Annotated in this window: 21 protein-coding genes and 2 tRNA genes; 13 read left to right on the top strand and 10 right to left on the bottom strand. The window is 61.9% G+C overall.

The window, feature by feature from the left end:
* The first annotated feature begins 22 nt into the window (after positions 1 to 22).
* The 3 genes from HUK73_RS06430 to HUK73_RS06420 all read left to right on the top strand — a co-directional run bounded on the left by HUK73_RS06430 (position 23) and on the right by HUK73_RS06420 (position 2,843).
* Entirely contained in the window at positions 23 to 1,060 is a 1,038-nt protein-coding gene (locus HUK73_RS06430) for a polysaccharide deacetylase family protein (protein WP_176591154.1), read from the top strand.
* Positions 1,061 to 1,115: 55 nt separating this feature from the next.
* Positions 1,116 to 1,191, top strand: a tRNA-Ile gene (locus HUK73_RS06425).
* Between the two features lie 377 nt (positions 1,192 to 1,568).
* Entirely contained in the window at positions 1,569 to 2,843 is a 1,275-nt protein-coding gene (locus tag HUK73_RS06420; protein WP_176591153.1) for an alginate export family protein, read from the top strand.
* Positions 2,844 to 2,942: 99 nt separating this feature from the next.
* On the opposite strand, the gene HUK73_RS06415 is transcribed toward HUK73_RS06420, so the two are convergent.
* The 3 genes from HUK73_RS06415 to HUK73_RS06405 all read right to left on the bottom strand — a co-directional run bounded on the left by HUK73_RS06415 (position 2,943) and on the right by HUK73_RS06405 (position 4,898).
* Positions 2,943 to 3,019 (bottom strand) — tRNA-Pro (locus HUK73_RS06415).
* A gap of 130 nt (positions 3,020 to 3,149) precedes the next feature.
* Positions 3,150 to 3,365, bottom strand: a complete 216-nt coding sequence (locus HUK73_RS06410; RefSeq protein ID WP_176591152.1) for a hypothetical protein — start codon at positions 3,363 to 3,365, stop codon at positions 3,150 to 3,152.
* 156 nt (positions 3,366 to 3,521) lie between these two features.
* Complete coding sequence (locus HUK73_RS06405) at positions 3,522 to 4,898, bottom strand: M28 family peptidase (RefSeq protein WP_176591151.1); 1,377 nt, start codon at positions 4,896 to 4,898, stop codon at positions 3,522 to 3,524.
* 101 nt (positions 4,899 to 4,999) lie between these two features.
* On the opposite strand from HUK73_RS06405, the gene ettA reads away from it, so the two are divergent.
* Positions 5,000 to 6,685 carry an energy-dependent translational throttle protein EttA gene (gene ettA / locus HUK73_RS06400; protein WP_176591150.1) on the top strand — a complete coding sequence of 562 codons (1,686 nt, stop codon included), beginning with the start codon at positions 5,000 to 5,002 and terminating at the stop codon, positions 6,683 to 6,685.
* A gap of 190 nt (positions 6,686 to 6,875) precedes the next feature.
* Here ettA and HUK73_RS06395 read toward each other — a convergent pair whose 3' ends face one another.
* From HUK73_RS06395 to HUK73_RS06385, 3 genes are read right to left on the bottom strand one after another with little or no spacing between them, the layout of a single operon-like run.
* A complete protein-coding gene (locus HUK73_RS06395) occupies positions 6,876 to 7,157 on the bottom strand; it encodes an acylphosphatase (RefSeq protein ID WP_176591149.1) in 282 nt (93 codons plus the stop codon).
* The gene (locus HUK73_RS06390; RefSeq protein ID WP_176591148.1) at positions 7,157 to 7,894 is read right to left on the bottom strand and encodes an NYN domain-containing protein; all 738 of its coding nucleotides are present in this window, start codon (positions 7,892 to 7,894) and stop codon (positions 7,157 to 7,159) included. The genes HUK73_RS06395 and HUK73_RS06390 overlap by 1 nt, the downstream gene beginning before the upstream one ends.
* A 1-nt stretch (position 7,895) precedes the next feature.
* Positions 7,896 to 8,546, bottom strand: coding sequence for a carbonic anhydrase (locus tag HUK73_RS06385; protein ID WP_176591147.1), 651 nt, complete (start codon positions 8,544 to 8,546; stop codon positions 7,896 to 7,898).
* Between the two features lie 65 nt (positions 8,547 to 8,611).
* On the opposite strand from HUK73_RS06385, the gene lipA reads away from it, so the two are divergent.
* Positions 8,612 to 9,550, top strand: a complete 939-nt coding sequence (gene lipA, locus HUK73_RS06380; protein WP_218036523.1) for a lipoyl synthase — start codon at positions 8,612 to 8,614, stop codon at positions 9,548 to 9,550.
* 4 nt (positions 9,551 to 9,554) lie between these two features.
* Complete coding sequence (locus HUK73_RS06375) at positions 9,555 to 10,028, top strand: type II toxin-antitoxin system RatA family toxin (RefSeq protein ID WP_176591145.1); 474 nt, start codon at positions 9,555 to 9,557, stop codon at positions 10,026 to 10,028.
* On the opposite strand, the gene HUK73_RS06370 is transcribed toward HUK73_RS06375, so the two are convergent.
* Positions 9,977 to 10,492, bottom strand: coding sequence for a CinA family protein (locus HUK73_RS06370; protein ID WP_176591144.1), 516 nt, complete (start codon positions 10,490 to 10,492; stop codon positions 9,977 to 9,979). The two genes, HUK73_RS06375 and HUK73_RS06370, sit on opposite strands and share 52 nt — an antisense overlap.
* 4 nt (positions 10,493 to 10,496) lie before the next feature.
* Complete coding sequence (locus tag HUK73_RS06365; RefSeq protein ID WP_176591143.1) at positions 10,497 to 11,663, bottom strand: bifunctional 2-C-methyl-D-erythritol 4-phosphate cytidylyltransferase/2-C-methyl-D-erythritol 2,4-cyclodiphosphate synthase; 1,167 nt, start codon at positions 11,661 to 11,663, stop codon at positions 10,497 to 10,499.
* A 106-nt stretch (positions 11,664 to 11,769) separates the two neighbouring features.
* On the opposite strand from HUK73_RS06365, the gene dusB reads away from it, so the two are divergent.
* The 7 genes from dusB (at position 11,770) to hflX (ending at position 21,076) form a co-directional block, all read left to right on the top strand.
* Positions 11,770 to 12,789, top strand: coding sequence for a tRNA dihydrouridine synthase DusB (gene dusB, locus HUK73_RS06360; protein ID WP_176591142.1), 1,020 nt, complete (start codon positions 11,770 to 11,772; stop codon positions 12,787 to 12,789).
* The gene (locus HUK73_RS06355; RefSeq protein WP_176591141.1) at positions 12,786 to 13,895 is read left to right on the top strand and encodes a nitrogen regulation protein NR(II); all 1,110 of its coding nucleotides are present in this window, start codon (positions 12,786 to 12,788) and stop codon (positions 13,893 to 13,895) included. The genes dusB and HUK73_RS06355 overlap by 4 nt, the downstream gene beginning before the upstream one ends.
* A complete protein-coding gene (gene ntrC, locus HUK73_RS06350; protein ID WP_176591140.1) occupies positions 13,895 to 15,340 on the top strand; it encodes a nitrogen regulation protein NR(I) in 1,446 nt (481 codons plus the stop codon). The genes HUK73_RS06355 and ntrC overlap by 1 nt, the downstream gene beginning before the upstream one ends.
* Positions 15,341 to 15,437: 97 nt before the next feature.
* Positions 15,438 to 17,690 carry an ATP-binding protein gene (locus HUK73_RS06345; RefSeq protein WP_176591139.1) on the top strand — a complete coding sequence of 751 codons (2,253 nt, stop codon included), beginning with the start codon at positions 15,438 to 15,440 and terminating at the stop codon, positions 17,688 to 17,690.
* Positions 17,680 to 19,053 carry a sigma-54 dependent transcriptional regulator gene (locus HUK73_RS06340; RefSeq protein WP_176591138.1) on the top strand — a complete coding sequence of 458 codons (1,374 nt, stop codon included), beginning with the start codon at positions 17,680 to 17,682 and terminating at the stop codon, positions 19,051 to 19,053. The genes HUK73_RS06345 and HUK73_RS06340 overlap by 11 nt, the downstream gene beginning before the upstream one ends.
* A gap of 144 nt (positions 19,054 to 19,197) precedes the next feature.
* A complete protein-coding gene (gene hfq / locus HUK73_RS06335; protein WP_176591137.1) occupies positions 19,198 to 19,680 on the top strand; it encodes an RNA chaperone Hfq in 483 nt (160 codons plus the stop codon).
* A 64-nt stretch (positions 19,681 to 19,744) separates the two neighbouring features.
* Positions 19,745 to 21,076 carry a GTPase HflX gene (hflX, locus tag HUK73_RS06330; protein ID WP_176591136.1) on the top strand — a complete coding sequence of 444 codons (1,332 nt, stop codon included), beginning with the start codon at positions 19,745 to 19,747 and terminating at the stop codon, positions 21,074 to 21,076.
* A 12-nt stretch (positions 21,077 to 21,088) separates the two neighbouring features.
* Here hflX and mazG read toward each other — a convergent pair whose 3' ends face one another.
* Both mazG and HUK73_RS06320 read right to left on the bottom strand, forming a co-directional pair.
* The gene (gene mazG, locus HUK73_RS06325; RefSeq protein ID WP_176591135.1) at positions 21,089 to 21,877 is read right to left on the bottom strand and encodes a nucleoside triphosphate pyrophosphohydrolase; all 789 of its coding nucleotides are present in this window, start codon (positions 21,875 to 21,877) and stop codon (positions 21,089 to 21,091) included.
* A 261-nt stretch (positions 21,878 to 22,138) separates the two neighbouring features.
* On the bottom strand, positions 22,139 to 23,554 hold the full coding sequence (locus HUK73_RS06320) for an ISNCY family transposase (RefSeq protein ID WP_176592847.1): 1,416 nt from the start codon (positions 23,552 to 23,554) through the stop codon (positions 22,139 to 22,141).
* Positions 23,555 to 23,572: the final 18 nt, after the last annotated feature.

The following is a 23,572-nucleotide window of genomic DNA, read 5'->3' as shown; positions in this document are numbered from 1 at the left end:
CATTGCCGCGTAGGGAAGCGGGATGGACAGGCTTTCCCATGACGGCAATCTGCTCCGCGCGCCCGCCGCGGAGGACAGGATCGCGCTCGATCCTGCGTTCGGCACGCGCTTCATGCTGTTCGTGGATACTGAAGAAGAGTTTGACTGGAACGCGCCGTTCAGCCGTACAGCGCATGGCGTGACGGCGCTCGATGGTCTGGCGCGGGGACAAGCCTTTTTTGCGGCGGCGGGCGTGAGGCCTGTCTATGTCACCGATTATCCGGTGGTCGACAGCGATGCCGCAGCGGACATGATGGGGCGCTGGCTGGCAGATGCTACTGCGGATATTGGCGCGCACCTCCATCCCTGGGTCAATCCGCCGCATGTGGAAGAGGTGACGGCTGCGAACAGCTATGTCGGTTTTCTGCCCGAAACGGTCGAACGGGCAAAACTGGAGTTTCTGTGCCAGCGGATCGCAGAGCGGTTCGGGCGGCGGCCCATCGCCTATCGGGCGGGGCGCTACGGCGTAGGGCCGAACAGTGCGCGCCTGTTGGAAGTGGCAGGATTTCGACTGGATAGCTCCGTACGCAGCCGGTTCGATTATAGTGCGCAGCATGGGCCGGATTTCCGGGGGTTGCCGCAGAACCCCTATTGGACAGGACCGAACCGGACGTTGGTGGAGTTGCCGCTATCGACAGCTTTTGTCGGCCTGCTGCGGAGCGGTGGCGAGCGGCTTTATCGCGCCACGCAGGGCATGGGACCGATGGCGGGTGCAATGGCAAGGGCAAGGATGCTGAGCCGGGTGCCCCTGACTCCGGAAGGTGTGTCGTCGCGGGAAGCGATTCAGGCGATCGACGCGCTGATCGCGGAGGGTGTTCGGGTCCTCAATTTCAGTTTCCACTCGCCTACGCTGGAGCCGGGGCATGCGCCCTATGTCCGGAATGAGGGTGACCGCACGGCATTTTATCGCTGGTGGGACGCGGTGCTCAATCATCTGGCCCGGCGAAATATTCTGCCGGCGACGCTGGATCAGCTGTTGAACGCGGTGCCGGCGCGCAGACGGGCTTGCCAAGCGGCCTGATGCTGCCTATCCGGACGAACATAAGGATGTGACGCTTCGACATCACATCAGGGTGGGGCCTGTAGCTCAATGGTTAGAGCTGGCCGCTCATAACGGCTAGGTTGCGGGTTCGAGTCCTGCCGGGCCCACCAAATTCCTTTTATTTCAGGCGCATGGCGATTGAAGTCGCGGCAATTTGTGCAATGCAAAATTTTGCTTGCGCCTTTCATGAATCGATGACAGCTTGACCATCATCGAGGCAGGGTCGCTTCGATGCGCAGAGGCTGAAGTTCATCGATGACGGTGGACTTGGTTCCGATCCTCAAGAGGATCGATAAAAGGCAATGACGCCGCCCGGACAGGTCAGACGACCTTGATCCCGGCGGCTTTTTTATTGGGTTTCCGCCGGGGATCAGGAGGTCGCCGGGCGGCTTTCAAAAACATCTTTCGCACATCGGACGGGTTCCGGTGGAGGCAGGCTGCGCTCTTTTTGCGCGGAAGGGGCTGCGCGAACAATGAAGGGGGAATAATGGGCAAAATAATGTTTCTGGCGTCGGCATCGGCCTTGGCGGCAGCATGTGCAGGACCGGCCTTGGCGCAGGATGTGGTGTTCAAGCCGATCGTCGAGGCGCGGCTGCGTTACGAGACGGTCGATCAGACTGGCCCTGCGCCGCTCACCAGCAGCCAGGATGCCAATGCGGTGACGATGCGGTTGCGCGCGGGCGGAGAGATTTCCAAGGGGCCGTTCGCTTTCCTGGCTGAGGCGGAGGGTACGCTGGCTCTCGACAAGGATTATAATAGCGGCGTCAATGGCAAGACGCTCTATCCGATCGTCGCCGATCCGGAGAATGTCGAGGCCAACCGGGTGCAGATCCAGTACCGCACCAAGCCGCTGGTCGTGACCATCGGGCGGCAACGGATCAATCTGGACGATCAGCGTTTCGTCGGTTCAGTCGGCTGGCGGCAGAATGAGCAGACCTTTGATGCGGTGCGCGTCGAATATATGGGCGTTGAGAATCTGAAGGTCGACGTCACCTATGCGATTTCGGCGCGGACGATCTGGGGCATCGACGGCGGTAAATTCGGCGCGACCAACCGGCCGACGAACATCGACGGCGACAATGTCTTTGCCAATATTTCCTACAAGACCAAGCTGGGGACGCTGACCGGCTTTGCCTATCTGGTGGACGAGGATGAGGCCGTCGTCGCGCTGCGACGGAACAGCAGCCAGACCTATGGTGCGCGTTTCATGGGCGCTCTGCCCTTATCGAAGAAGGTGAAGCTCAGTTATCTGGCGAGCTATGCGCGGCAGAGCGACTATGCGTCCAATCCGGTTCGTTATTCGGCGGACTATGTCGCGGCGGAGCTGGGTTTGGATGTCGCTGCGTTCAAGCTGACGGGCGGCTATGAATTGCTGGGTTCGGACCCGGGCGCAACCGGGATCGCGGGCGGTTATGCCTTCCAGACGCCCTTTGCGACATTGCACAAGTTCAATGGCTGGGCCGACAAATTCCTGACCACGCCGGGGACCGGTATTCAGGACTATTATGCGGGGGCAAGCTATACCGTGCCCAAGATTGGCAAGGCGGGGCCGCTGGTGGCGTCCTTCGTCTATCATCGGTTCAACAGCGACCGGCTGTCGATCCATTATGGTGATGAATATGATGCGCAGGTGACGCTGAAAATCGACAGGCATCTGAGCGCACTCGTCAAATATGCCGATTATGAGCGCAAGGGGATCGCCAGCTATGCAGGGGATGCTGACACCCGGAAATTCTGGGCGCAGATCGACTATGCGCTTTGACCATTAGGGGCGGTTGTTGCTGTCCCTGACGGAGAAGTCATCGCTGCCGGAGTTGTGGAAGGTCCGGTGGCGGTGGCTTTTCCGGTTTTGGGAAAGGGGTGGTCGGGGAGACAGGATTCGAACCTGCGACATCCTGCTCCCAAAGCAGGCGCGCTACCAGACTGCGCTACTCCCCGGCGCGAGGGCGGCCTTAGCGGCGAAGTGGGGCGCCCGTCAATCCAGCTTTTATGCGGATATGCGAGGCATAGAAAAAGGGCGGACCGTCCCAGACGATCCGCCCTTTCGAAAATCTCGCTGAAGCGAAGATTACTTGGCGTTCGCAGCGTTGCCCGCAACGTTCGCAGCAGCGTTCGCGGCGTTGTCAGCAGCGTTCGCAGCGTTGTCAGCAGCGTTAGCGGCGTTTTCGACAACGTTCTCGACAACAGCGTTCGAAGCGTTCGCGGTCTCGTTGGCCGGCTTCTCACCGCAAGCGGCGAGGGCCATCAGGCCGGCCGAAGCGAAAACAACAGCGATCTTCTTCATTGTGTACGGCTCCCATAGCATTTTGCCGCGTCAGACACGTTAAATTCGTGACCTACGCGAGCGACCCGCATTAACGTGTGCGCTGCACAAATCAATGCTTTTCTGCGTCGGTGAAGCGACAGAATCACGCGACAAGCAGTTGTCTACAATAAAAGTTCAGTTAACGCCTAGCGATTCCGGCGCATTTGCGATTTCAAAAAGTGCAACCGTCCAAGCCGCGACATTCTGCTGCAGTTGTGCCGGATCGATCTTGTCCAATGTATCGTCGGGCGTGTGGTGAATGTCGAAATAGCGGGTGCCGTCTTGCTGGAGATCGATCACGGGAACGCCTGCCTTGACCAGCGGTTCGATGTCGGAACCTCCGCCGGCGGGCGATCGACTGGTGCCGACGCCGAGCGGTGCAAGACCGGAAGCGATCCGGCGGGCGAGGGCGTCATGGCCCTGCGGTAGCTTGAAATCGACACGCCATACGCGGTCTGCGCCGAAATCCGATTCCATCGCCATGGCGTGCGGTTCCTTGCCATGGGCGTCGAAATAGGCACGGCCGCCATTGCCGCCCACCTCTTCCGCGCCCGCCATGAGCACGCGGATGGTGCGGCGGAGCGGTCCGGCCTTTGCGGCTTGCAGCGCAGCCGCTGCAACGATGCCGCAACCAGCGCCGTCATCAATGGCGCCCGTGCCCTGATCCCAACTGTCGAGATGGCAGGCGGCAACGACCACGCCCGCCTTGGGATCGCTGCCGGGGATTTCGGCGATGACATTGCCTGAGGGCTGATCCTTCAGCATCTTCGACGTCAGCGTCAGGTGCAGGCGGATCGCTTGGCCACGTGAAATCATGCGGGCCAGTTGTTCGGCATCCGGCACGCTAAGGGCCGCGGCAGGGATCGGCTTGACGCCATCGGCCCACATCTGGACCCCCGTATGGGGCTGGCGGTGATGGTCGGTGCCGATGGAGCGGATCAATATGGCGATGGCGCCTTTCTTCGACGCGATGCTGGGTCCCTGGCGGCGGGTCGCGCCGAAATAGCCATAGGAACTGCCGTCCTGCGTCGCGTGCATGGCGTGGCTGACGAAGGCGATTTTGCCCTTAAGGCTGCCTTCGGGCGCGGCTTCAAGGTCGGCGAGGGTCGGAAAATAGGCGACTTCGCCCTCGATTCCCTTGTCCGGCGTCGAGGCGCTGTTGCCCAGCGCGGCAACGACCAGATTTTGGGGGAAGGGCGAAAGCACGCGCACTTCATCATGACCGCGCAGCCAGACGGGCATGGTGTAGGGTTCGGCACGGACGTTGGAGAAGCCGAGGCTCTTGAGCTTTGCCACGGCCCATTCGCGGGCGCGGGCCTCTTGAGGGGTGCCGGCCGGGCGGGGGCCGACTTCTGTGGTCAGACCTTCGGTGAAGTCCATCGCGACCCCATCGGTCAAGGCCGCCGTGCGAATCGTTTCCACCGGGGATGGCGCGGCGGCGAGGGGCAGGGCGGGGGTGAAGATGCTGCCGAGGAAAAGGGCGGCCAGCGTGCCCGATCGGATTTTCTGCATGGATCAAGGCTTAGCGAGGCAACGCCCATTTGCCAACGCGCTTGGGCTCCGCTAACTCCGCCCGGATTTTATCTGTCTGACTTTCGGAGCTCGCGCGAACCATGTCCGCCTCATCGCAATATGCCTTTGTCATGAAAAACATGACCAAGAGTTTTCCCGGCGCCCAGAAGCCGGTGCTTAACGCCATCAATCTGCAATTCTATCGCGGCGCCAAGATCGGCATCGTCGGCCCCAACGGCGCGGGCAAGTCGACGCTGATGAAGATCATGGGCGGCATCGACAAGGATTTCACCGGCGAGGCGTGGCCCGGCGAGAATATCACCGTCGGCTATCTGCCGCAGGAGCCGCAGCTCGACCCGAGCAAGAACGTCCTTGAGAACGTCAAGGACGGCGCCCGCGAGATTGCGGACAAGATGGACCGCTTCAACGAGATCAGCATGATCATGGCCGATCCGCCGGAAGATGCCGATTTCGACGCGCTCATGGAGGAAATGGGCACGTTGCAGGAGCAGATCGATGCGGTCGACGGCTGGACGCTGGACAACCAGCTTGAGATCGCGATGGAGGCGCTGCGCTGCCCCCCTTCGGACTGGCCGGTCGACAGCCTGTCGGGCGGTGAAAAGCGCCGTATCGCGTTGACTCGCCTGCTGATCCAGAAGCCGGACATCCTGCTGCTCGACGAACCGACCAACCATCTGGATGCCGAGAGCGTCGAGTGGCTGGAAAACCATCTCAAGGAATATGCGGGCGCGGTGCTGATGATCACCCACGACCGCTATTTCCTCGATAATGTCGTGGGTTGGATCCTCGAACTCGATCGCGGAAAATATTTCCCCTACGAGGGCAATTATTCCACTTACCTCGAAAAGAAAGCACAGCGTCTGGAGCAGGAATCCCGTGAGGAATCCGGCCGCCAGAAGGCGATCAAGGACGAGCTGGAATGGATTCGCGCCGGTGTCAAAGGTCGCCAGACCAAGTCCAAGGCGCGTATCAAGAAGTTCGAGGAGCTGGTCGCCGCGCAGGAAAACCGTACGCCCGGCAAGGCGCAGATCGTCATTCAGGTGCCCGAGCGTCTGGGCGGCAAGGTGATCGAGGCCAAGAATATCTCGAAGGCCTATGGCGACAAGCTGCTGTTCGAAAACCTGTCCTTCATGCTGCCGCCGGGCGGCATTGTCGGCGTGATCGGGCCGAACGGCGCGGGTAAGTCGACGCTGTTCAAGATCATCACCGGGCAGGAACAGCCCGATTCGGGTGAGATCGATATCGGTTCGACCGTGCGTCTGGGCTATGTCGACCAGAGCCGTGACCATCTCGATCCGTCGAAGAATGTCTGGGAAGAAGTGTCCGACGGCCTCGATTATGTGAAGGTCAACGGTCACGACATGTCGACCCGCGCCTATGTCGGCGCCTTCAATTTCAAGGGGCAGGACCAGCAGAAGAATGTCGGCAAGCTGTCGGGCGGTGAGCGCAATCGCGTCCACATCGCCAAGATGCTGAAGAAGGGCGGCAATGTGCTGCTGCTCGACGAACCGACCAACGACCTTGACGTCGAAACGCTGGCGGCTTTGGAAGAAGCCATCGAGAATTTCGCGGGCTGCGCCGTGGTCATCAGCCACGACCGTTTCTTCCTCGACCGTCTGGCAACTCACATCCTAGCCTTTGAGGGCGACAGCCATGTCGAATGGTTCGAAGGCAATTTCGAAATGTATGAAGAGGACAAGCGCCGTCGTCTGGGCGATGCGGCGGATCGTCCGACGCGGCTTGCCTATAAGAAGCTGACCCGCTGATTTGAGTGGTGCATCGCGTGGACGATAACCCGGTTGCAATCATTGCAATGAAGGTTTCGTCTTTCGCACTTGCGAAATAACGTGCTGCACCGCACATAGGGAGTGCCTTTCAGGCATCCTCTCCTAAAACTTTCAGGCCGGTCCCCTTGGGATCGGCCTTTTTTTTATTCGATCAGGGATAAGCCAAGGATCAGCAGCTTGGCCGCTTCTGGAAGGATGTGAGGCCTTCAGGCGCCATATCCTGAGAGTCGATCCGCGCAACGCGAGCGGCCGGCGGGCCTTCATGCGCAAGGGCAATGAATTGCTCCACAGCGTCCTGCGGCCCCTCCACCAGCGCTTCCACGCTGCCGTCGATGCGGTTGCGAACCCAGCCGGCGAGGCCCAATTTGCTTGCCGCTTCCACGGTCCAGTTTCGATAGAATACGCCCTGAACCCGGCCAAGGATCATCAGATGGCGGGCGATGACCGCCATTAGTGGACTCGCTTGATCCAGGTCTGGCCATCGCGGCTTTCCACTTTGAAATTCTTGATCGAGCGGACAAGGTCCGACAGCCGTTTGAAACCGTAATTGCGCGTGTCGAAGCTGGAGCGGTTGCCGGCGAGTTGGCCGACTTCGCTGAGGCGGGCAAAGCCCTGATCGTCGCGTTTCACGGCGTTGTAGGCGTCGATCAGCAGCTTGACGAGATCGGGCGCGACCTCCGCGCCGTCATCGTCGTCGGGATTGTCATCGGGCTCTGTCGGTTCGACCGGGGCGTCCTCCCGCGCGCTTGTCAGCGCGCCGACATCGATGAAGCGGGTGCAGGCGCTGCGAAAGGCCTGCGGGGTATTGGCCGATCCGAAGCCGTAGACCGGGATGCCTTCCTGCCGGATGCGCGTGACCAGCGGCGTGAAATCGCTGTCGCTTGACATCAGGCCGAAGCCGGTGACACGGCCGCTCGCCATCAGGTCCATGGCGTCGATCGTCATCTTCATGTCGGTGGCGTTCTTGCCCTTGGTCAGGTCGAACTGTTGCTGGGTTTCGATGGCCTGCATCACCGCCTGACTGGCCCAGCCCTTGAGCGCAGGCTTGCTCCAATTGCCATAGGCGCGGCGGATGTTGACGGTGCCCAGTTCCGCCAGAACGGTCAGCACCGGGTCGAAATGGTCGGCTGAAGCATTGTCGGCGTCGATCAGCAGGGCAACATTGCCGCTGGGGATCGGCGCCGTCATGTCAGGCCTCCAGCGGTGCCGGGTTAAATTCGCCGCTTGCCTCGTCCAGCAGATGGAGCTGGCCGTCGGCAATGGCGAAGAAGGCGCCGATCAGCTTGAGTTCGCCGTCGCGTTCCTTGCTGCGGACGCAGGGGAAGGTGCGCAGGTTTTCGAGGCTGACCTTCACCCCTTCCTGCTCCATGGCGCGTTCGGCATCGCGGCCGCGATCGTCGCCGAAGCGCTCCACGACCTTTTCCCGCGCATCGTCGAGCAGTTCGATCCAGCTATGGATGAAGCCGCCTTCGCCCGGAGGCGAGTCCTTCAGCGCCTGACTCAGCGCAGCCTTGCAGCCGCCGCATTTGCCATGGCCCATGACGACGATCTCATCCACTTTCAGCACCTGCACCGCAAATTCCAGTGCGGCGGACACGCCATGGCGGCCGGGATTGGTTTCGAAGGGCGGCACCAGCGCGGCTACGTTACGAACCACGAAAATCTCGCCGGGGCTGGTGTCGAAAATCTGGGTCGGGTCGACTCGGCTGTCGGAACAGGCGATGACCATGACGCGGGGGCTTTGCCCTTCGTTTAGTTCGTCCCATCGCCCACGCTGCTGCGCCCAACCGGTGTTGCGGAAGCGGCGATAGCCAGCGAGCATGTCGGCGAAATCGGTCATGCCGCGCTCTGTGCCGGACAATCTAGGGGCTGGCAAGAGTGTCCCTGCATCGCTATCTGGGGCGCATGACCGATATTGCCCCGATCCCTGTGCCGACCGATCGACCCGAGCGAACCCGCAAACCCGACTGGATTCGGGTGAAAGCGCCGACCAGCCCCGGCTATAATGAAACCCGCAAGCTGATGCGGGCCAAGGGGCTGGCGACGGTGTGTGAAGAGGCGGCTTGCCCGAATATCGGGGAATGCTGGACCAAGAAGCACGCGACCGTGATGATTTTGGGCGATGTCTGCACGCGCGCCTGCGCCTTCTGCAACGTCAAGACCGGCATGCCACGGAAGGTCGATCCCAATGAGCCGCAGAATCTGGCCGACGCCTGCGCGGAAATGGGGCTGGAACATATCGTCATCACCTCGGTCGACCGCGACGACCTTCCCGATGGCGGTGCGACGCAGTTCGTGAAGGTGATCGAGGCGCTGCGTCGCACGACGCCGGACACGACCATCGAAATCCTGACGCCCGATTTCCGCAACAAACATGAGCGGGCCGTCGAGATGATCGTTGCAGCGCGGCCCGACGTGTATAACCATAATCTGGAGACGGTGCCCCGGCTCTACCCGACCATTCGTCCCGGCGCTCGCTATTACGCGTCGCTGCGTCTGCTGGAGACGGTGAAGAAGCTCGATCCGTCGATCTTCACCAAGTCGGGCATCATGCTGGGACTGGGCGAGGAACGGCTGGAGGTCCATCAGGTCATGGACGACATGCGCTCGGCCGACATCGATTTCCTGACCATGGGCCAGTATCTCCAGCCGACGCCGAAGCATGCCAAGGTCATGGAATTCGTGACCCCGGCGGCGTTCAACGCCTATGCGGCGATTGCGCGGGCCAAGGGCTTTCTGCAGGTCGCTTCGAGTCCGCTCACTCGCTCCAGCTATCATGCGGGCAAGGATTTTGCCGAAATGCGCGCAGCCCGTGAGGCGCAACTGGCAAAGGCCGCCAAATAAGCCGATGCCCAAGCATAACGAAACAAGGCCGCTGCCCTATACGCCCGAACAGATGTTCGACCTGGTGGCGAATGTCGAAGCCTATCCCGAGTTCCTGCCCTGGGTCAGTGCCATTCGTGTCCGCTCCGACAGCGAGTCGGAAATGATCGCGGACATGATCGTGGGGTTCAAGGGGATCAAGGAGAGCTTCACCTCCCGCGTCCACAAGCATCGGCCGGATCATGTGCGCGTCGATTATCTCGACGGACCACTCAAGCATCTTCACAATGAATGGAGCTTCCGCGACGATGGCAAGGGCGGTGTGCTGGTGGACTTCGAAGTCGAGTTCGAATTCAAGAGCAAGCTGTTCGAGATGCTCGCGGGGCAGGTGTTCGACAAGGCGCTGCGCAAGATGATCGGCGCCTTCGAGACCCGTGCTGCAGAGCTTTACGCCGGCGACTCGGGCAGCAGCAGTTCGAGCGCGCAGAGCGCCGCCTGAAGGCGGACGCCACCCCGGCCAGTATCCCCGAAATGATGCATGTCGGCGACGACCTTGTCGGGGTTGCCGCCCCGCTCGGCGCGGGCAAAGACGACCGTACCGACGGGCTTCTGCTCTGATCCGCCGCCGGGCCCGGCAATGCCGGTGATGGCGACGGCGACATTGGCGTGGCTCTTGTTCAGCGCGCCCTGCGCCATCGCCCACGCCGTGGCGATGGAAACCGCGCCGAAGGTTTCAATGACATCCTGCGAAACTTTCAGAAGTTCGCTCTTCATGTCATTGGAATAGGTTATAAATCCGGCCTCGAACACTTCCGAGGATCCGGCGATCTCAGTCAGCGCTGCGGAAACCAGGCCGCCGGTGCAACTTTCTGCCACGGCAATGGTACGACCGGCGCGGCGGTTGGCGATGATGACGCGCTCGGCAAGATCGACAAGCGGTGCGGGAAGGATGCTGTCAGGCATGGCGTCAGAATAGCGTGGGCAGGGAGAGGGTGGCAACAGCCTGTGCGGCAATTCCTTCGCGACGGCCTGCGAAGCCCAACCGCTCGGTAGTGGTGGCCTTCACGCTGACCCGATCGAGCGGAAGGGCGAGGATTTCCGCGATCCGTGCACGCATGGCGTCGCGATGCGGACCGATCTTGGGCGCCTCGCAGATGATCGTCAGGTCGACATGCTCGATGGTGCCGTCCCGTTTCGCGACACGCTCGGCGGCATATTCCAGGAAACGGGAAGAGGCGACTCCGCGCCATTGCGGATCGCTGGGCGGGAAGTGGCTGCCAATGTCTCCTTCGGCTAGCGCGCCTAGCAGCGCGTCGACAATCGCATGGAGCGCGACATCTGCATCGCTGTGGCCGGAAAGGCCGCGATCATGGGGAATCTGGATGCCGCCCAACCAAAGCTCCTCCTTGTCGGCCAGACGGTGGACATCATAGCCCATGCCGACGCGGGTGCTCCGCGCGGCGGCAAGGCTGCGCTCGGCGCGGGCGAAATCCTGCGGATAGGTCAATTTTTCCAGCCTTTCGTCTCCAGCCACGAGCATGACGTCACTGCCCTGATGTCGTACCATCTGCGCGTCGTCCGTCGCCTCCCGCGCAATGTCCCAGGCGCGATGGGCGGCCAGCACGGTGTTGAAATCGAATGCCTGGGGCGTCTGTACCCGAGCGAGTGCGTCGCGGTTCGCGACTTCGCCCGCGCGATTATCCTGATGGCGAACCAGCGTGTCCGCGACCGGAAGGACGGGAATGGCGCCGACCGCATGCTCCAGCGCGGCCAGCAGCCGGTCAATGACGGAAGCGGGGAGGGCGGGGCGGGCGGCGTCATGAATGAGAATGCGCGCTGCGCCGCCGGAACCGGCGATCTGTTCGAGCCCCGCGCGGACGGACCCTCGGCGGCTGTCGGCGCCTTCGACAATGGCAGCGATGGGGCGTCCGGCGAGGGCGGCTCGAGCGGCACTTTCCTGACCGGCGCCGACCACCACCGTGACGGAATCGATAGCAGGATGGGCGAGCAGGGCATCGACGGCATGCGCCAGGACCGGCTTGCCCCCGATGAGACGGAATTGCTTGGGAATTTCGCCGCCCGCGCGATTCCCCTGTCCTGCTGCGACCAACAATGCGACGGTTTTTTCTGTCATGGCGGGCCATGTATCGCAGGGTGCGGCGGATCGCCAGACCCGCTTTGCTTGCCGAGAGGGGCGATTTCGGCTAAGGGCTGCCTGTTTTTTAGGCAGTGACAGATTGATGACGACGCTTTCCCCTATTTCCATTGGTCCGGTGACGATTGACATGCCGGTCGTGCTCGCACCGATGACCGGCGTGACGGACATGCCGTTCCGCACGCTCGTGCGGCGTTATGGGTCGGGCCTGAATGTCACGGAGATGATCGCGACCGCCGCGATGATCCGGGAGACGCGGCAATCCCTGCAAAAGGCGGCCTGGCATCCACTGGAAGAACCCGTGTCGATGCAGCTTGCCGGTTGCTCGCCCACCGAAATGGGTGAGGCGGCGAAGCTCAATGCGGATCGCGGCGCGGCGATCATCGACATCAATATGGGTTGTCCGGTGAAGAAGGTCGTCAATGGCGACGCGGGCAGCGCCCTGATGCGGGATTTGCCCTTGGCGGCTTCGCTGATCGAGGCGACGGTCAAGGCTGTCGACGTTCCCGTCACGGTCAAGATGCGCATGGGCTGGGACCATGCCAGCCTGAACGCACCGGAACTGGCCCGCATAGCGGAGGATCTGGGCGCGAAGCTCATCACCGTTCATGGCCGCACCCGTTGCCAGATGTACAAGGGATCGGCGGACTGGGCGTTCGTGCGCAGCGTCAAGGATGCCGTTTCGCTGCCGGTGATCGTGAATGGCGATATTTGCTCGATCGATGATGCGGAGATGGCGCTGGAACAGAGTGGCGCGGATGGCGTGATGATCGGGCGCGGCGCCTATGGGCGGCCGTGGCTGATCGGGCAGGTCATGCACTGGTTCCGAACGGGCGAGCGTCTGGCTGACCCGTCTCTGGAAGAGCAATATCGCGTTATTACAGAGCATTATCGTGCAATGCTGGAACATTATGACAATCATACGGGCGTCAATATGGCCCGCAAGCATATCGGCTGGTATACCAAGGGCCTGCCGGGATCGGCCGAGTTCCGCAACGCCGTGAATCAGGAGCCGGACGGCGAGGTCGTACTCGACATGCTGGCGCGCTTCTACGAACCGCTGATCGCCGACGAGGGGCCGGTCGAGACGCTCAAGGCGGCATGACGACAGACATGACGACCATCCCGTCGCTTCGACCGCAACAGGATGGGCCATCGCTTTCCGAACTGATGACCGCGCTGCCGGTGGCGACGCTGGTGATCCGGCCGGATAACAGCATCGCTGACGCCAATGTGAAGGCGGAAACGCTGCTCAACATGGCGCGGTCCGCCATTGTCGGCAGCGATGTGGCGCGCACCATCCGTATCGCGGAAATGGGCGCGCGTTTCGATATCTGGCACAGCAACAAGCCGATCGCGGCCTATGATATCCGCGTGCATGTCGGCCGAACGGCGGAGATGGAGGTCGATCTGATGATCTCCCCCATCGTCGATCATGAAGGCTGGCGCGTGGTGTCGATCCACACCCAGAGCCAGGCGCGCAAGATCGGCCATCGCGGCACTGCGGGCGGCGCACGTTCCGCCATAGGTGCGGCTGCGATCCTGGCGCATGAGATCAAAAATCCGCTGTCCGGTATAAGAGGCGCGGCGCAATTGCTGGAATCGGGCAATGAGGGGCGCGACACTGCCCTGACCCAGCTTATCTGCAATGAAGTGGACCGCATCGCCGCGCTGATCGACCGGATGCAGGATTTCACGACCGACCGGACGCTGGAATGCCGTAACGGCAACATCTATCCTCTGATCGACCGCGCGGCCAATATCGCCGCGGCGGGATTTGCAAAAAATATCCGTATCATAAAGAGTTATGATCCATCCCTGCCATTCGCCAATATCAATGACGATGCGCTGGTGCAGGTGATGATCAACCTGCTGAAAAATGCCGCCGAGGCGCTGGAATATACGGAAAAGCCCCGCATCCGCGTCGAAACGGCCTTTCGCCATGGCGTATCCGTCGTGGTGGGGAAGGGGAAAGGCAGCGCGGTGCTGCCCATTGAGATACTGGTGGTCGACAATGGGCCGGGGGTGCCGGAACATATTCTCGACCATCTGTTCAATCCGTTCATCACGGGGCGACGGGATGGAACGGGGCTGGGGTTGGCGCTGGTGGACAAGCTGGTACGGGACATGAGTGGTTTCGTTCAATATTCGCGTGACAGGGAAGCGGGAGAATCGACTTTTCGCATCTTGCTGCCGATGGGAATGGATTGATGGCGGCGATCGGCGCGGTTCTGGTGGTGGATGACGATCCGGCGATCTGCGTGGTCGTTGGTGAAGCGCTGCGGCGGCAGGGGCATAGGGTCAAGACGGCAGCCTCTATCCGGGAGCGCAGTGCCCTTCTGGAAAGCTTTTCACCTGACGTGCTGATCACCGACGTCATGCTGCCCGATGGTGACGGGCTGGAAGGCATTGCCGGAATTCTGGAGCGTCGGCCTGCGCTGAGCGTGATCGTCCTTTCGGCGCAGAATACGTTGAATACCGCGATTCGCGCCACGGAAAAGGGCGCGTTCGAATATCTTCCCAAGCCCTTCGACCTCAACGAACTGACACGGGCGGTTTCCGATGCGCTGGGGGCCAGAAAAGAGGCCGATGAGGACACCGCCGATGCCGGCTTGCCGCATGACGGCCTGCCGCTGGTTGGGCGCTCCCCGGCGATGCAGGAGGTTTACCGGACGATTGCGCGGGTGCTGTCGAACGATCTCAGCATTTTGGTGCTGGGCGAATCCGGCACAGGCAAGGAACTGGTGGCCGAGGCGATTCACAGCCTGGGGCAGCGGCGGACGAAGCCTTTCGTGCCCATCAACATGGCCGCCATTCCGCGCGAACTGATTGAGGCGGAACTGTTCGGTTATGAGAAGGGGGCCTTTACCGGCGCCCATGCCCGGACCGCCGGCAAGTTCGAGCAGGCGCAGGGCGGCACGCTGTTCCTCGACGAGATCGGCGACATGCCGATGGAGGCGCAGACGCGGCTGCTGCGCGTGCTGCAATCAGGCGAAGTGACGACCGTTGGCGGGTCGAAATCGGTCAAGGTGAATGTCCGCATCATTGCCGCCACCAACAAGGACCTGCCCCGGCTGATCGAGGAAAACCGCTTCCGGCAGGATCTTTACTATCGGTTGAATGTCGTGCCCATCGCCCTGCCTGCCCTGCGTGAGCGGCGCGAGGATGTGATCCTGCTGGCCCGCCATTTCCTGGATCGGGCGGCGCAGGAAGGCCTGCCGCGCAAATCCCTCTCGGACGAGGCGGCGCAATTGCTGATGGCTTATCACTGGCCGGGCAATGTCCGCGAATTGCAGAATCTGATGCAGCGGCTGGCCGTGCTCAGCCGCGAAAATGTGATCACGGCGGAGATTCTGCGCAACAGCCTGCCATTGGATGCCGTGCCCGCCGATCATGCTGCCCCCGCCGACCTGCTGGCGCAGGCGGTGCGGGAATGGGCGAAGCGGCAATTGGGGATCGGCGTCATTCAGCCCAATCGCAATCTGCACGACGATCTGCTGGCGGTGGTCGAACCGATCCTGTTCCAGGAAACGCTGGCGAGCGTGGACGGGAACCAGATTCGCGCCGCCGGGCTGTTGGGGATCAACCGCAACACGCTGCGCAAGAAACTGACGGATTATGGGCTTGATCCCTTGCAGCTTCGGATCAGCGATTGAGGCGGCGGGACGAAACGAAAGCTCTTTTCGACCGGCGGCCCTCCCTCGGACAATTACTGTGTTTGATCGGGCACATTAATGTTGTAACCAAGCCACTATGGAAGGCGCAGTGACTCTCCCGGTACGTCGCCGGGCATGGAAAAGGCATTTTCCGCCCTTCCTCCGCCGTCGCCTGGCTACAGTGGTGGAAGTGGTGACGTTGATCCTGTTTCTCGGGGTGGCGGGGATCACCTATTTTCTGCTGACCGGGCAGGGGCAAAGCTACACATTGCTGACGCCGCCGATCGTCGCGCTGCTGCTGGTGGCCAATCTGGTGCCGGCGATTGCTTTGCTGGTCCTGCTGGGACGGCGTGTGGCGAAACGGCGCGCGACGCAGTCCGCCATCGGCAGCGATGGGCAATTGCACGTTCGGCTGGTGGCGATCTTTTCCATCGTCGCCAGCGTGCCGATGCTGCTGGTCGTGATCTTCGCCTCCTTGCTGTTCCAATATGGCGTGCAATTCTGGTTTTCCGACAGCGCGCGCGGCATGCTGCAAAATGCGAGCGATCTGGCGCGCGGCTATTATGAGCAGAATTTGCGGGAGGTCGGCGATGAAACCACCACCATGGCGAGCGACCTGCGCGACTATCTGAACCAGTCGAAGGTTTCGAGCCCGCGCTTTGCCGAGGGCTATATCTATCAGGTGGTGACGCGGAAACTGAACCGCTCCGCGATCATAGAGGTCGGCAATGACGGCGTGGCGCGCACGGCGGCGACGGTCGATCCCGACAGCCGGCCTGCATCGGAAATGCTGACGGCCGATGTGATCAAGCGGCTGGCCGCCGGCGAAAACGTCGTGGTCGCCGCCAAGCCCAATCAGATCGAAGCGGTGACGCTGCTCTATCCGAACGCGAAAATCTATCTCTATGCCACCCGCGATTCCGGATCGACCGCCTTCAGTAATGTCGAGCGGGCGCAGAAGGTGTTGTCGGATTACGACATTTTTGCCGCGCAATCCCGGGCGCTTCAGTTGCGCTTCAACATCATGCTGTTCGTCGGGTCGTTGTTGCTGGTGGGGGTTGCGGTCTATATCGCGCTCAAAGTGGCCGACTGGATGGTGCGGCCGGTCAATGAACTGGTGATGGCGGCGCGGCGGATCACCGCGGGCGACCTGTCGGCGCGCGTCACCAGTCCGCAGGCCCGCGACGAGATTGGCACGCTGGCGTCCGCCTTCAACCGGATGACGCAGCGGCTGGAAGCGCAGACCGGCGCGCTGGTGGCAGCCAATAGCCAGCTTGATGAGCGTCGCGCCTTTATCGAGGCGATCCTGTCCGGGGTTTCGGCGGGCGTGCTTTCGGTGGATCGCGATGGCGTCATCCTGCTGCTCAACAGCTCGGCGGCGGATATATTGGTGCGGGAGGGGGATGATCCGGTGGGCCGCCCGCTGACCGACGTGTCGCCTGAACTTGCCGCGTTGATCGAGTCGCAGGACGGAGCCGGCATCGTGCAGATTCGCGCGCATGGCGATGTGCGGACGCTCGCGGTGAAGGTGTCGGAGGATGCTTCTCGGCATATTCTGACCTTCGACGATATCACCCAGCAGCTTTCCGACCAGCGCCGCGCCGCCTGGTCCGACGTGGCGCGGCGGATCGCGCATGAGATCAAGAACCCGCTTACCCCCATTCAGCTTGCCGCCGAGCGCCTGCAACGCCGCTATTCCGAAGAGGTGACGAGCGACAAGGCGACCTTCACCCGCCTGACTGGCACGATCGTTCGGCAGGTCGGTGATTTGCGGCGGATCGTGGACGAATTTTCCTCCTTCGCCCGCATGCCCAAGCCGGTGTTCCGGCGGGAGCGGATCGATGACATCGCTCGCCATGCGCTGTTTCTCCATGAAGTCGCTCATCCCGATATCCGTTTCGAATATCGGTTGGAGGATGGCGATATCGAGATGGTCTGCGACCGGCGGCAATTGGGACAGGCGCTGACCAATATCGTCAAAAATGCGGTGGAAGCCATAGAACCCAAACCGGCGGCCGACGATGGCGCTTGGCGGGGTAAGGTGCGCATGACCGTCTGCCACGACGAAGGCAATCTGCTGATTTCGGTGCAGGACAATGGCATTGGCCTGCCGCCTGAGCGGGAACGCATATTGGAGCCTTATATGACGACCCGTACCAAGGGCACGGGTCTGGGCCTCGCCATCGTCAAGAAGATTGTCGAGGAGCATATGGGCGAAATCCGCTTCGACGATGCCGAAGGCGGCGGCGCGCGCGTGACGTTGCGCTTCCCGGTCGCGGTACTCGAAAAATTGGAAGAGGGGCAGGTGATCGCCTTGCCCAAGGGAAAAGTGACGGCCCATGGCGCTTGATATTCTGATAGTCGATGACGAAGAGGACATTCGCGATCTGGTCGCGGGTGTGCTTGAGGACGAAGGCTTCACGACCCGCACTGCCGCAAACAGTGACAGCGCGATCGAGGCGCTGGATTCGCGGCGTCCTTCGCTGGTGCTGCTGGACGTGTGGTTGCAGGGCTCGAAGCTGGACGGCCTGGAACTGCTGGATGAGATCAAGCGGCGCGACGCGACCATTCCGGTGCTGATGATCTCTGGTCATGGCAATATCGACACCGCGGTGGCCGCCATTCGCAAGGGGGCCGCTGACTTCATCGAAAAGCCGTTCGAGGCGGACCGGTTGCTGCATCTCGTGTCGAGGGCGACCGAGACCGAGCGGTTGCGGCGGGAAAATCAGGTGTTGCGCGCCCGTTTCGGGCAGGATGACGAACTGACCGGGACTTCGGCGGCGATCAATGCCGTTCGGGCGACCATCAAGAAGGTAGCAGGAACCGGCAGCCGTGTGCTGATCTCCGGCCCGGCGGGCGTGGGCAAGGAAGTCGCGGCGCGCATGCTCCATAGCTGGAGCGGGCGGGCGGATGCCCCCTTCATCATCGTTGCCGCTGCACGGATGGACCCTGATCGGGTCGAAGAAGAACTGTTCGGAGTCGAGGACCCAAGCGGGCTGGTGCGTCCGGGCTATCTGGAGCAGGCGCATGGCGGCACGCTCTATCTCGATGAGATTGCAGACATGCCGCTTACCACTCAGGCCAAGATTCTGCGCGTGCTGACCGACCAGAGCTTTACCCGCGTCGGCGGGCAGCGGCAGGTGAAGGTGGATGTGCGCGTCATTTCCTCGACCGCGCTCAATCTGGCGACGGAGATCGAGGAGCGGCGTTTCCGTGAGGACCTGTTCTATCGCCTGAACGTGGTTCCGCTGGTCATTCCGCCGCTGGCCGAGCGGCGCGACGATATTCCGCCGCTGGTCGAACATTATCTGGCGCGTTTCGCCGCTGACCGCCGCGTTCCGTCCCCCGAGATCGCGAGTGACGCCATGGCTGCGTTGCAGGCCAATGAGTGGCCGGGCAATGTCCGGCAGCTTCGTAACGTCATCGAACGCACGATGATCCTGGCGCCAGGCGAGCGGATCGGGCGGATCGAACTCGACATGCTGCCGGCCGAACTCACCAGCAATGGCAGTTCGGAAGGTATGGGCCAGTCCGCCATCATGGGCGCGCCGCTTCGCGAGGCGCGGGAGAGTTTCGAGCGTGAATATCTGCGCATCCAGATACGGCGCTTTTCCGGCAATATTTCCCGTACCGCCACCTTCATCGGCATGGAGCGGTCCGCGCTTCATCGGAAATTGAAGCTGCTGGGTATTACGGACGGGAAGGACGGCTGATCGCTTTCACCCAATCAGGGCATGGACGGCTCTTCGCAATTGCGGTAGGTTCGCGCTGCTTCCGACAGGCGGGGGCAGGCAAGACACTCTGCCCAGGAGTGCGAGAGCGGGTAACGTCCCGCCAATAAAGGACTGGCGAAGACCATGGCCGACAAAGTGAATAACCTTCAAGACATCTTCCTGAACAGCCTGCGCAAGAGCAAGACGCCGGTGACCATGTTCCTGGTCAAGGGCGTGAAGTTGCAGGGCATTATCACCTGGTTCGACAATTTTTCCGTGCTTCTGCGGCGGGATGGTCAGTCGCAACTGGTGTACAAGCATGCGATCTCCACCGTCATGCCGGCGCAATCCATGGATCTGACCGATCTGCGCAAGGCGAGCGACGGCAATGGCAAGTCGAAACTGCTCCAGGAAATCTTCCTGAGCGCGGTGCGCAAGTCCGGCAGCCCCGTCACCATGTTCCTGGTGAATGGCGTGATGCTGCAGGGTGAAATTGCGGCCTTCGATCTGTTCTGCATGTTGCTGGAGCGGGACGGCATGGTTCAACTCGTCTACAAGCACGCGATTTCGACCGTGCAGCCGCTGCATAATCTCGACCTTTCCGGTGAAGGCGAGGGCGAGGATTGATCGCTTTTTCCGTCCCCGGCTCTACTTGACGGAAGCGGGCCGGGGGCAGAAGCGTTAAGCCGATATGGCAGTTTTCAACAGAGATTCCGCAGACGAGGTTTCGCGTGGAGCGCGCGCCATTGTCGTGCGCGCCGATGTCCACGGCCCGGAACGCCGCGACAGCGACGCTCGGCTGGAGGAGGCGAAGGGGCTTGCCCTCGCGATCGGCATCGATGTGCGGGCAGCGCAGGCCTTCCGCGTGCGCGACCGCAAGCCCGCGACCCTGTTCGGCAGCGGTCAGGTCGATCAGATCGCAACGCTCGCCCGGATGGAAGAAGCCGAGCTGGTCATTGTCGACAATGCGCTCAGCCCGGTGCAGCAGAGCAATCTGGAAAAGGCGACGGAAACCAAGGTCATCGACCGGACGGGCCTGATCCTGGAAATCTTCGGTGAACGGGCCGCGACCAATGAGGGGCGGCTTCAGGTCGAACTGGCGCATCTCGATTATCAGGCGGGACGGCTCGTGCGCAGTTGGACCCACCTTGAACGGCAGCGCGGCGGCTTCGGCTTTCTCGGCGGCCCCGGTGAAACGCAGATCGAGGCCGACCGCCGGATGATCCGCGACCGCATGGCGAAGATTCGTCGCGAACTGGATCAGGTGACGAAGACACGCGGCCTGCATCGTGCCCGGCGGCAGCGGGCACCCTGGCCGGTGATCGCGCTGGTCGGCTATACCAATGCGGGCAAGTCGACGCTGTTCAACCGGCTGACCGGCGCTGACGTCATGGCAGAGGATTTGCTGTTCGCGACGCTTGATCCGACCATGCGGCAGATCGCGCTGCCGGGGTTGGACAAGGCGATACTGTCGGACACGGTGGGATTTGTCTCGGACCTGCCGACACAGTTGATCGCGGCCTTTCGCGCGACGCTGGAAGAGGTTTTGTCGGCGGACCTGATCGTCCATGTGCGCGACATCGCCCATCCCGACACGGAGGCGCAACGCGACGACGTGCTCGACGTACTCGGCGAACTGGGCGTGGCCGGGGAAGGGGCGCTGGAAGCGGGCGAGGGCAATGAGCCGCCACCGATTATAGAAGCCTGGAACAAGCTTGACCTGCTGGACGACGAAAGTACCGCTCTGGCGCGGGAAACGGCTGCGCGGCGGGATGATGTTGTGATCCTGTCGGCCTTGACCGGCGAGGGTGTCGATGGCCTTCAGCGGATGATCAGTGCGCGGCTGACTTCCGGTGCGCAACTTCACCAGTTGCGTGTGCCGTTGGCTGACGGTGCGGCAACGGCATGGTTGCACGAACATGGAGAAGTGATCGGCAGCCGCGCGGAGGGCGAGGATATGCTGGTGGAGGTCCGGTTGTCGGACTCGGCGCTGGCGCGGTTTCTCAAGCGCCGGGGGAGTTGAAAGCAGACCGGATCAGATCTGTTTCAACTGCCGTTTTGCCCGTTGCCACAAGGCTTCCTTCCGGTCGAGGGAAAGGGCGGGAAAATCCTCTCCCGCCAGGCTTTCCATGACCCGGAAACGCTTGTCGAACTTACCGTTGGCGGCGCGCAGGGCGACCTCGGGATCGACCTTCAAATGGCGGGCGAGGTTGACGACGGCAAAGAGCAGGTCGCCGATTTCCTCCTCCCGATCCTCTTGCGATGACGCCGCCCGGACTTCGTCCAGTTCTTCTTCGATCTTATCGATGACGCCGCCGATGTCAGGCCAGTCGAAGCCGGTGCGGGCTGCACGCTTCTGAAGCTTTTCGGCACGAAGGAGAGCGGGCAATGCGATGGCGACGCCTGCAAGCGCGCTGGGATCGGGGTCCTTGTCGGCACGTTCGGCGGCCTTGATGGCTTCCCATTGCGCATGGCCGTCCTCCCGGACCGCGCCTTCGTCAAAGACATGGGGATGGCGGCGGACCATTTTTTCCGTGATGCTGTCGATCACGTCCTGCAGCGCGAAATGGCCGCTCTGTTCGGCCATATGGCTGTGAAAGGCTACTTGCAGCAGCAGATCGCCAAGTTCATCGCGCAGGGCTGTCATATCGTCGCGTTCGACCGCGTCGGCAACCTCATAGGCTTCCTCGATCGTATAGGGCACGATGCTGGCGAAATCCTGCTGGATGTCCCATGGACAGCCGGTTTCCGGATCGCGGAGCCGCGCCATGACATTGGCAAGCGGCATGATGTCGGCGGGACTCGCCTTGGCATTGGAGGACATGCGGGGACCTGGATCGTGAATCTTCGCTTGGCATAGGGTTTCGCCGGGTGAATGGCCAGAGGCGGAGGCATTTTCGTTGTTCCTGCTGTTTAGAAAAGGCACTTTCTGTCCCCGATAGAAATGACACCTTTGAGGACAGCAGGGGCTGCGTGGAGCCATCGGCTTAGCGCAGCGCAGGCCCTGCTGTGAGCGGAACATGGAGGGGAGGGGCATGGACCCGCTGCGCAGGCAGCGGGCTCGGTCAACGCCGGTCGGACAGGCTCAGCGGGCCTTCACAAACTCCAGCGTGCCCCGCGCCTGCAACTCGGCCTCGCTGAGCCGGGGGCCACGCTTGAGCTTGGGACCGCCCAGGCGACGGCGATCGACCTTTGCCGGCGCTTCCGGCTCGGGGAACAGATGCATGGGCTGGTCGCGGCGGGCAGGCGCATTATTGTTCCGCTGCCGGTGATGCGGCGCCATCGCCTGGATCTGCTTCGCCAGCATCAGTGCCGCGTCGAGATGCTTGTTGTCGACAATGGCAGGTTGATTGATCCGGGGCATCTTGTCGAACAGGCGATAGGGAAGGGAGCGCTCCTCATGACGGATCTCGACCTGGCCATCAGGATATTCGCAGATGTGGACACGCTTACCTACCAGGGCCTTGCTGATCGCAGTCGGCTCCAGAATGAACAGAATCTTGTTGTAATGCAGCGTCAGTGCCTTTGACACCTTCCGCTTTTCGCGCCAGACCATGACGGAGTGCAGATCATCCCGCGGCGCCAGAGGGCGGTGCAGATCACGACTGCCTGCCGCCGGGCGCGCAAAACGCGCATTGTGCGTTAGGCGATAGCTGCTCAGAAAGGCGTTGGCGTCCGCAATCGTCGATATGCCTTCCAGGCGCATCGCCTTGACCAGGCGATCCTGCAAGGTGCCGTTCGCCCGTTCGACCCGGCCCTTGGCCTGCGGCGAGTTGGCGCAGATGATCTCGATGTTCAGCGCATCGAGCGCGCGCCCGAAATGCGTCATGCCATCACCCTTCGCCGTCGCCTTGGCGTTGCGGAACACCGAATGCTTGTCGGAATAAAAGGCCACCGGCTTGCCGTGCCGCTCGATATATTCGCGTGTCGCCTCCATGTAGGAAAAGGTGCTTTCACTCTCGACCATCTTGAGATGCAGCAGCTCGCTGGTCGCGTCGTCGATATAGACAAGCAGCGTGCATTTCGGACCACGCGTCTCGAACCAGGCGTGCTCCGAGCCGTCGATCTGGACCAGCTCGCCACGGCACTCCCGCCGATGGCGTGGCTGATAGGGCCGAGAACGACGGGCAGCGCGATCCTGCCAAATGCCCGCCTCGATCATCAACTGCCGCAATGTCTCGCAGCCGATGCTGATAGCATGACGTTCCGCCAGATATTCTCGGGCCAGGGTGGGTCCGAAGTCATGATAATGTTCGCGCACGATCGATAGAATCCGCCCGCGAAAGGCCTCGCTGTGACGCCGGTTGCTCGGCCGGCCACGTTTGCGCGACACCAGGCCTGAAGCACCATCGGTCCGCAACCGTTCCAGCAACCGGAAAATCTGCCGGCGCTGCAATCCCAGCAGAAGCGCCGCATCCTCAACCCGAAGTTCGCCGCGCTCCACACGTGACAATGTATCAAACCGCAAAAGCTCGCCATCGCTCATCGCAACCACCGGCATAAGCGCGTCCTCCCGAAC

This window comes from Sphingobium sp. EM0848, assembly GCF_013375555.1.
Taxonomy (GTDB): Bacteria; Pseudomonadota; Alphaproteobacteria; order Sphingomonadales; family Sphingomonadaceae; genus Sphingobium.
This window is presented reverse-complemented; position numbering and strand designations above follow the sequence as displayed.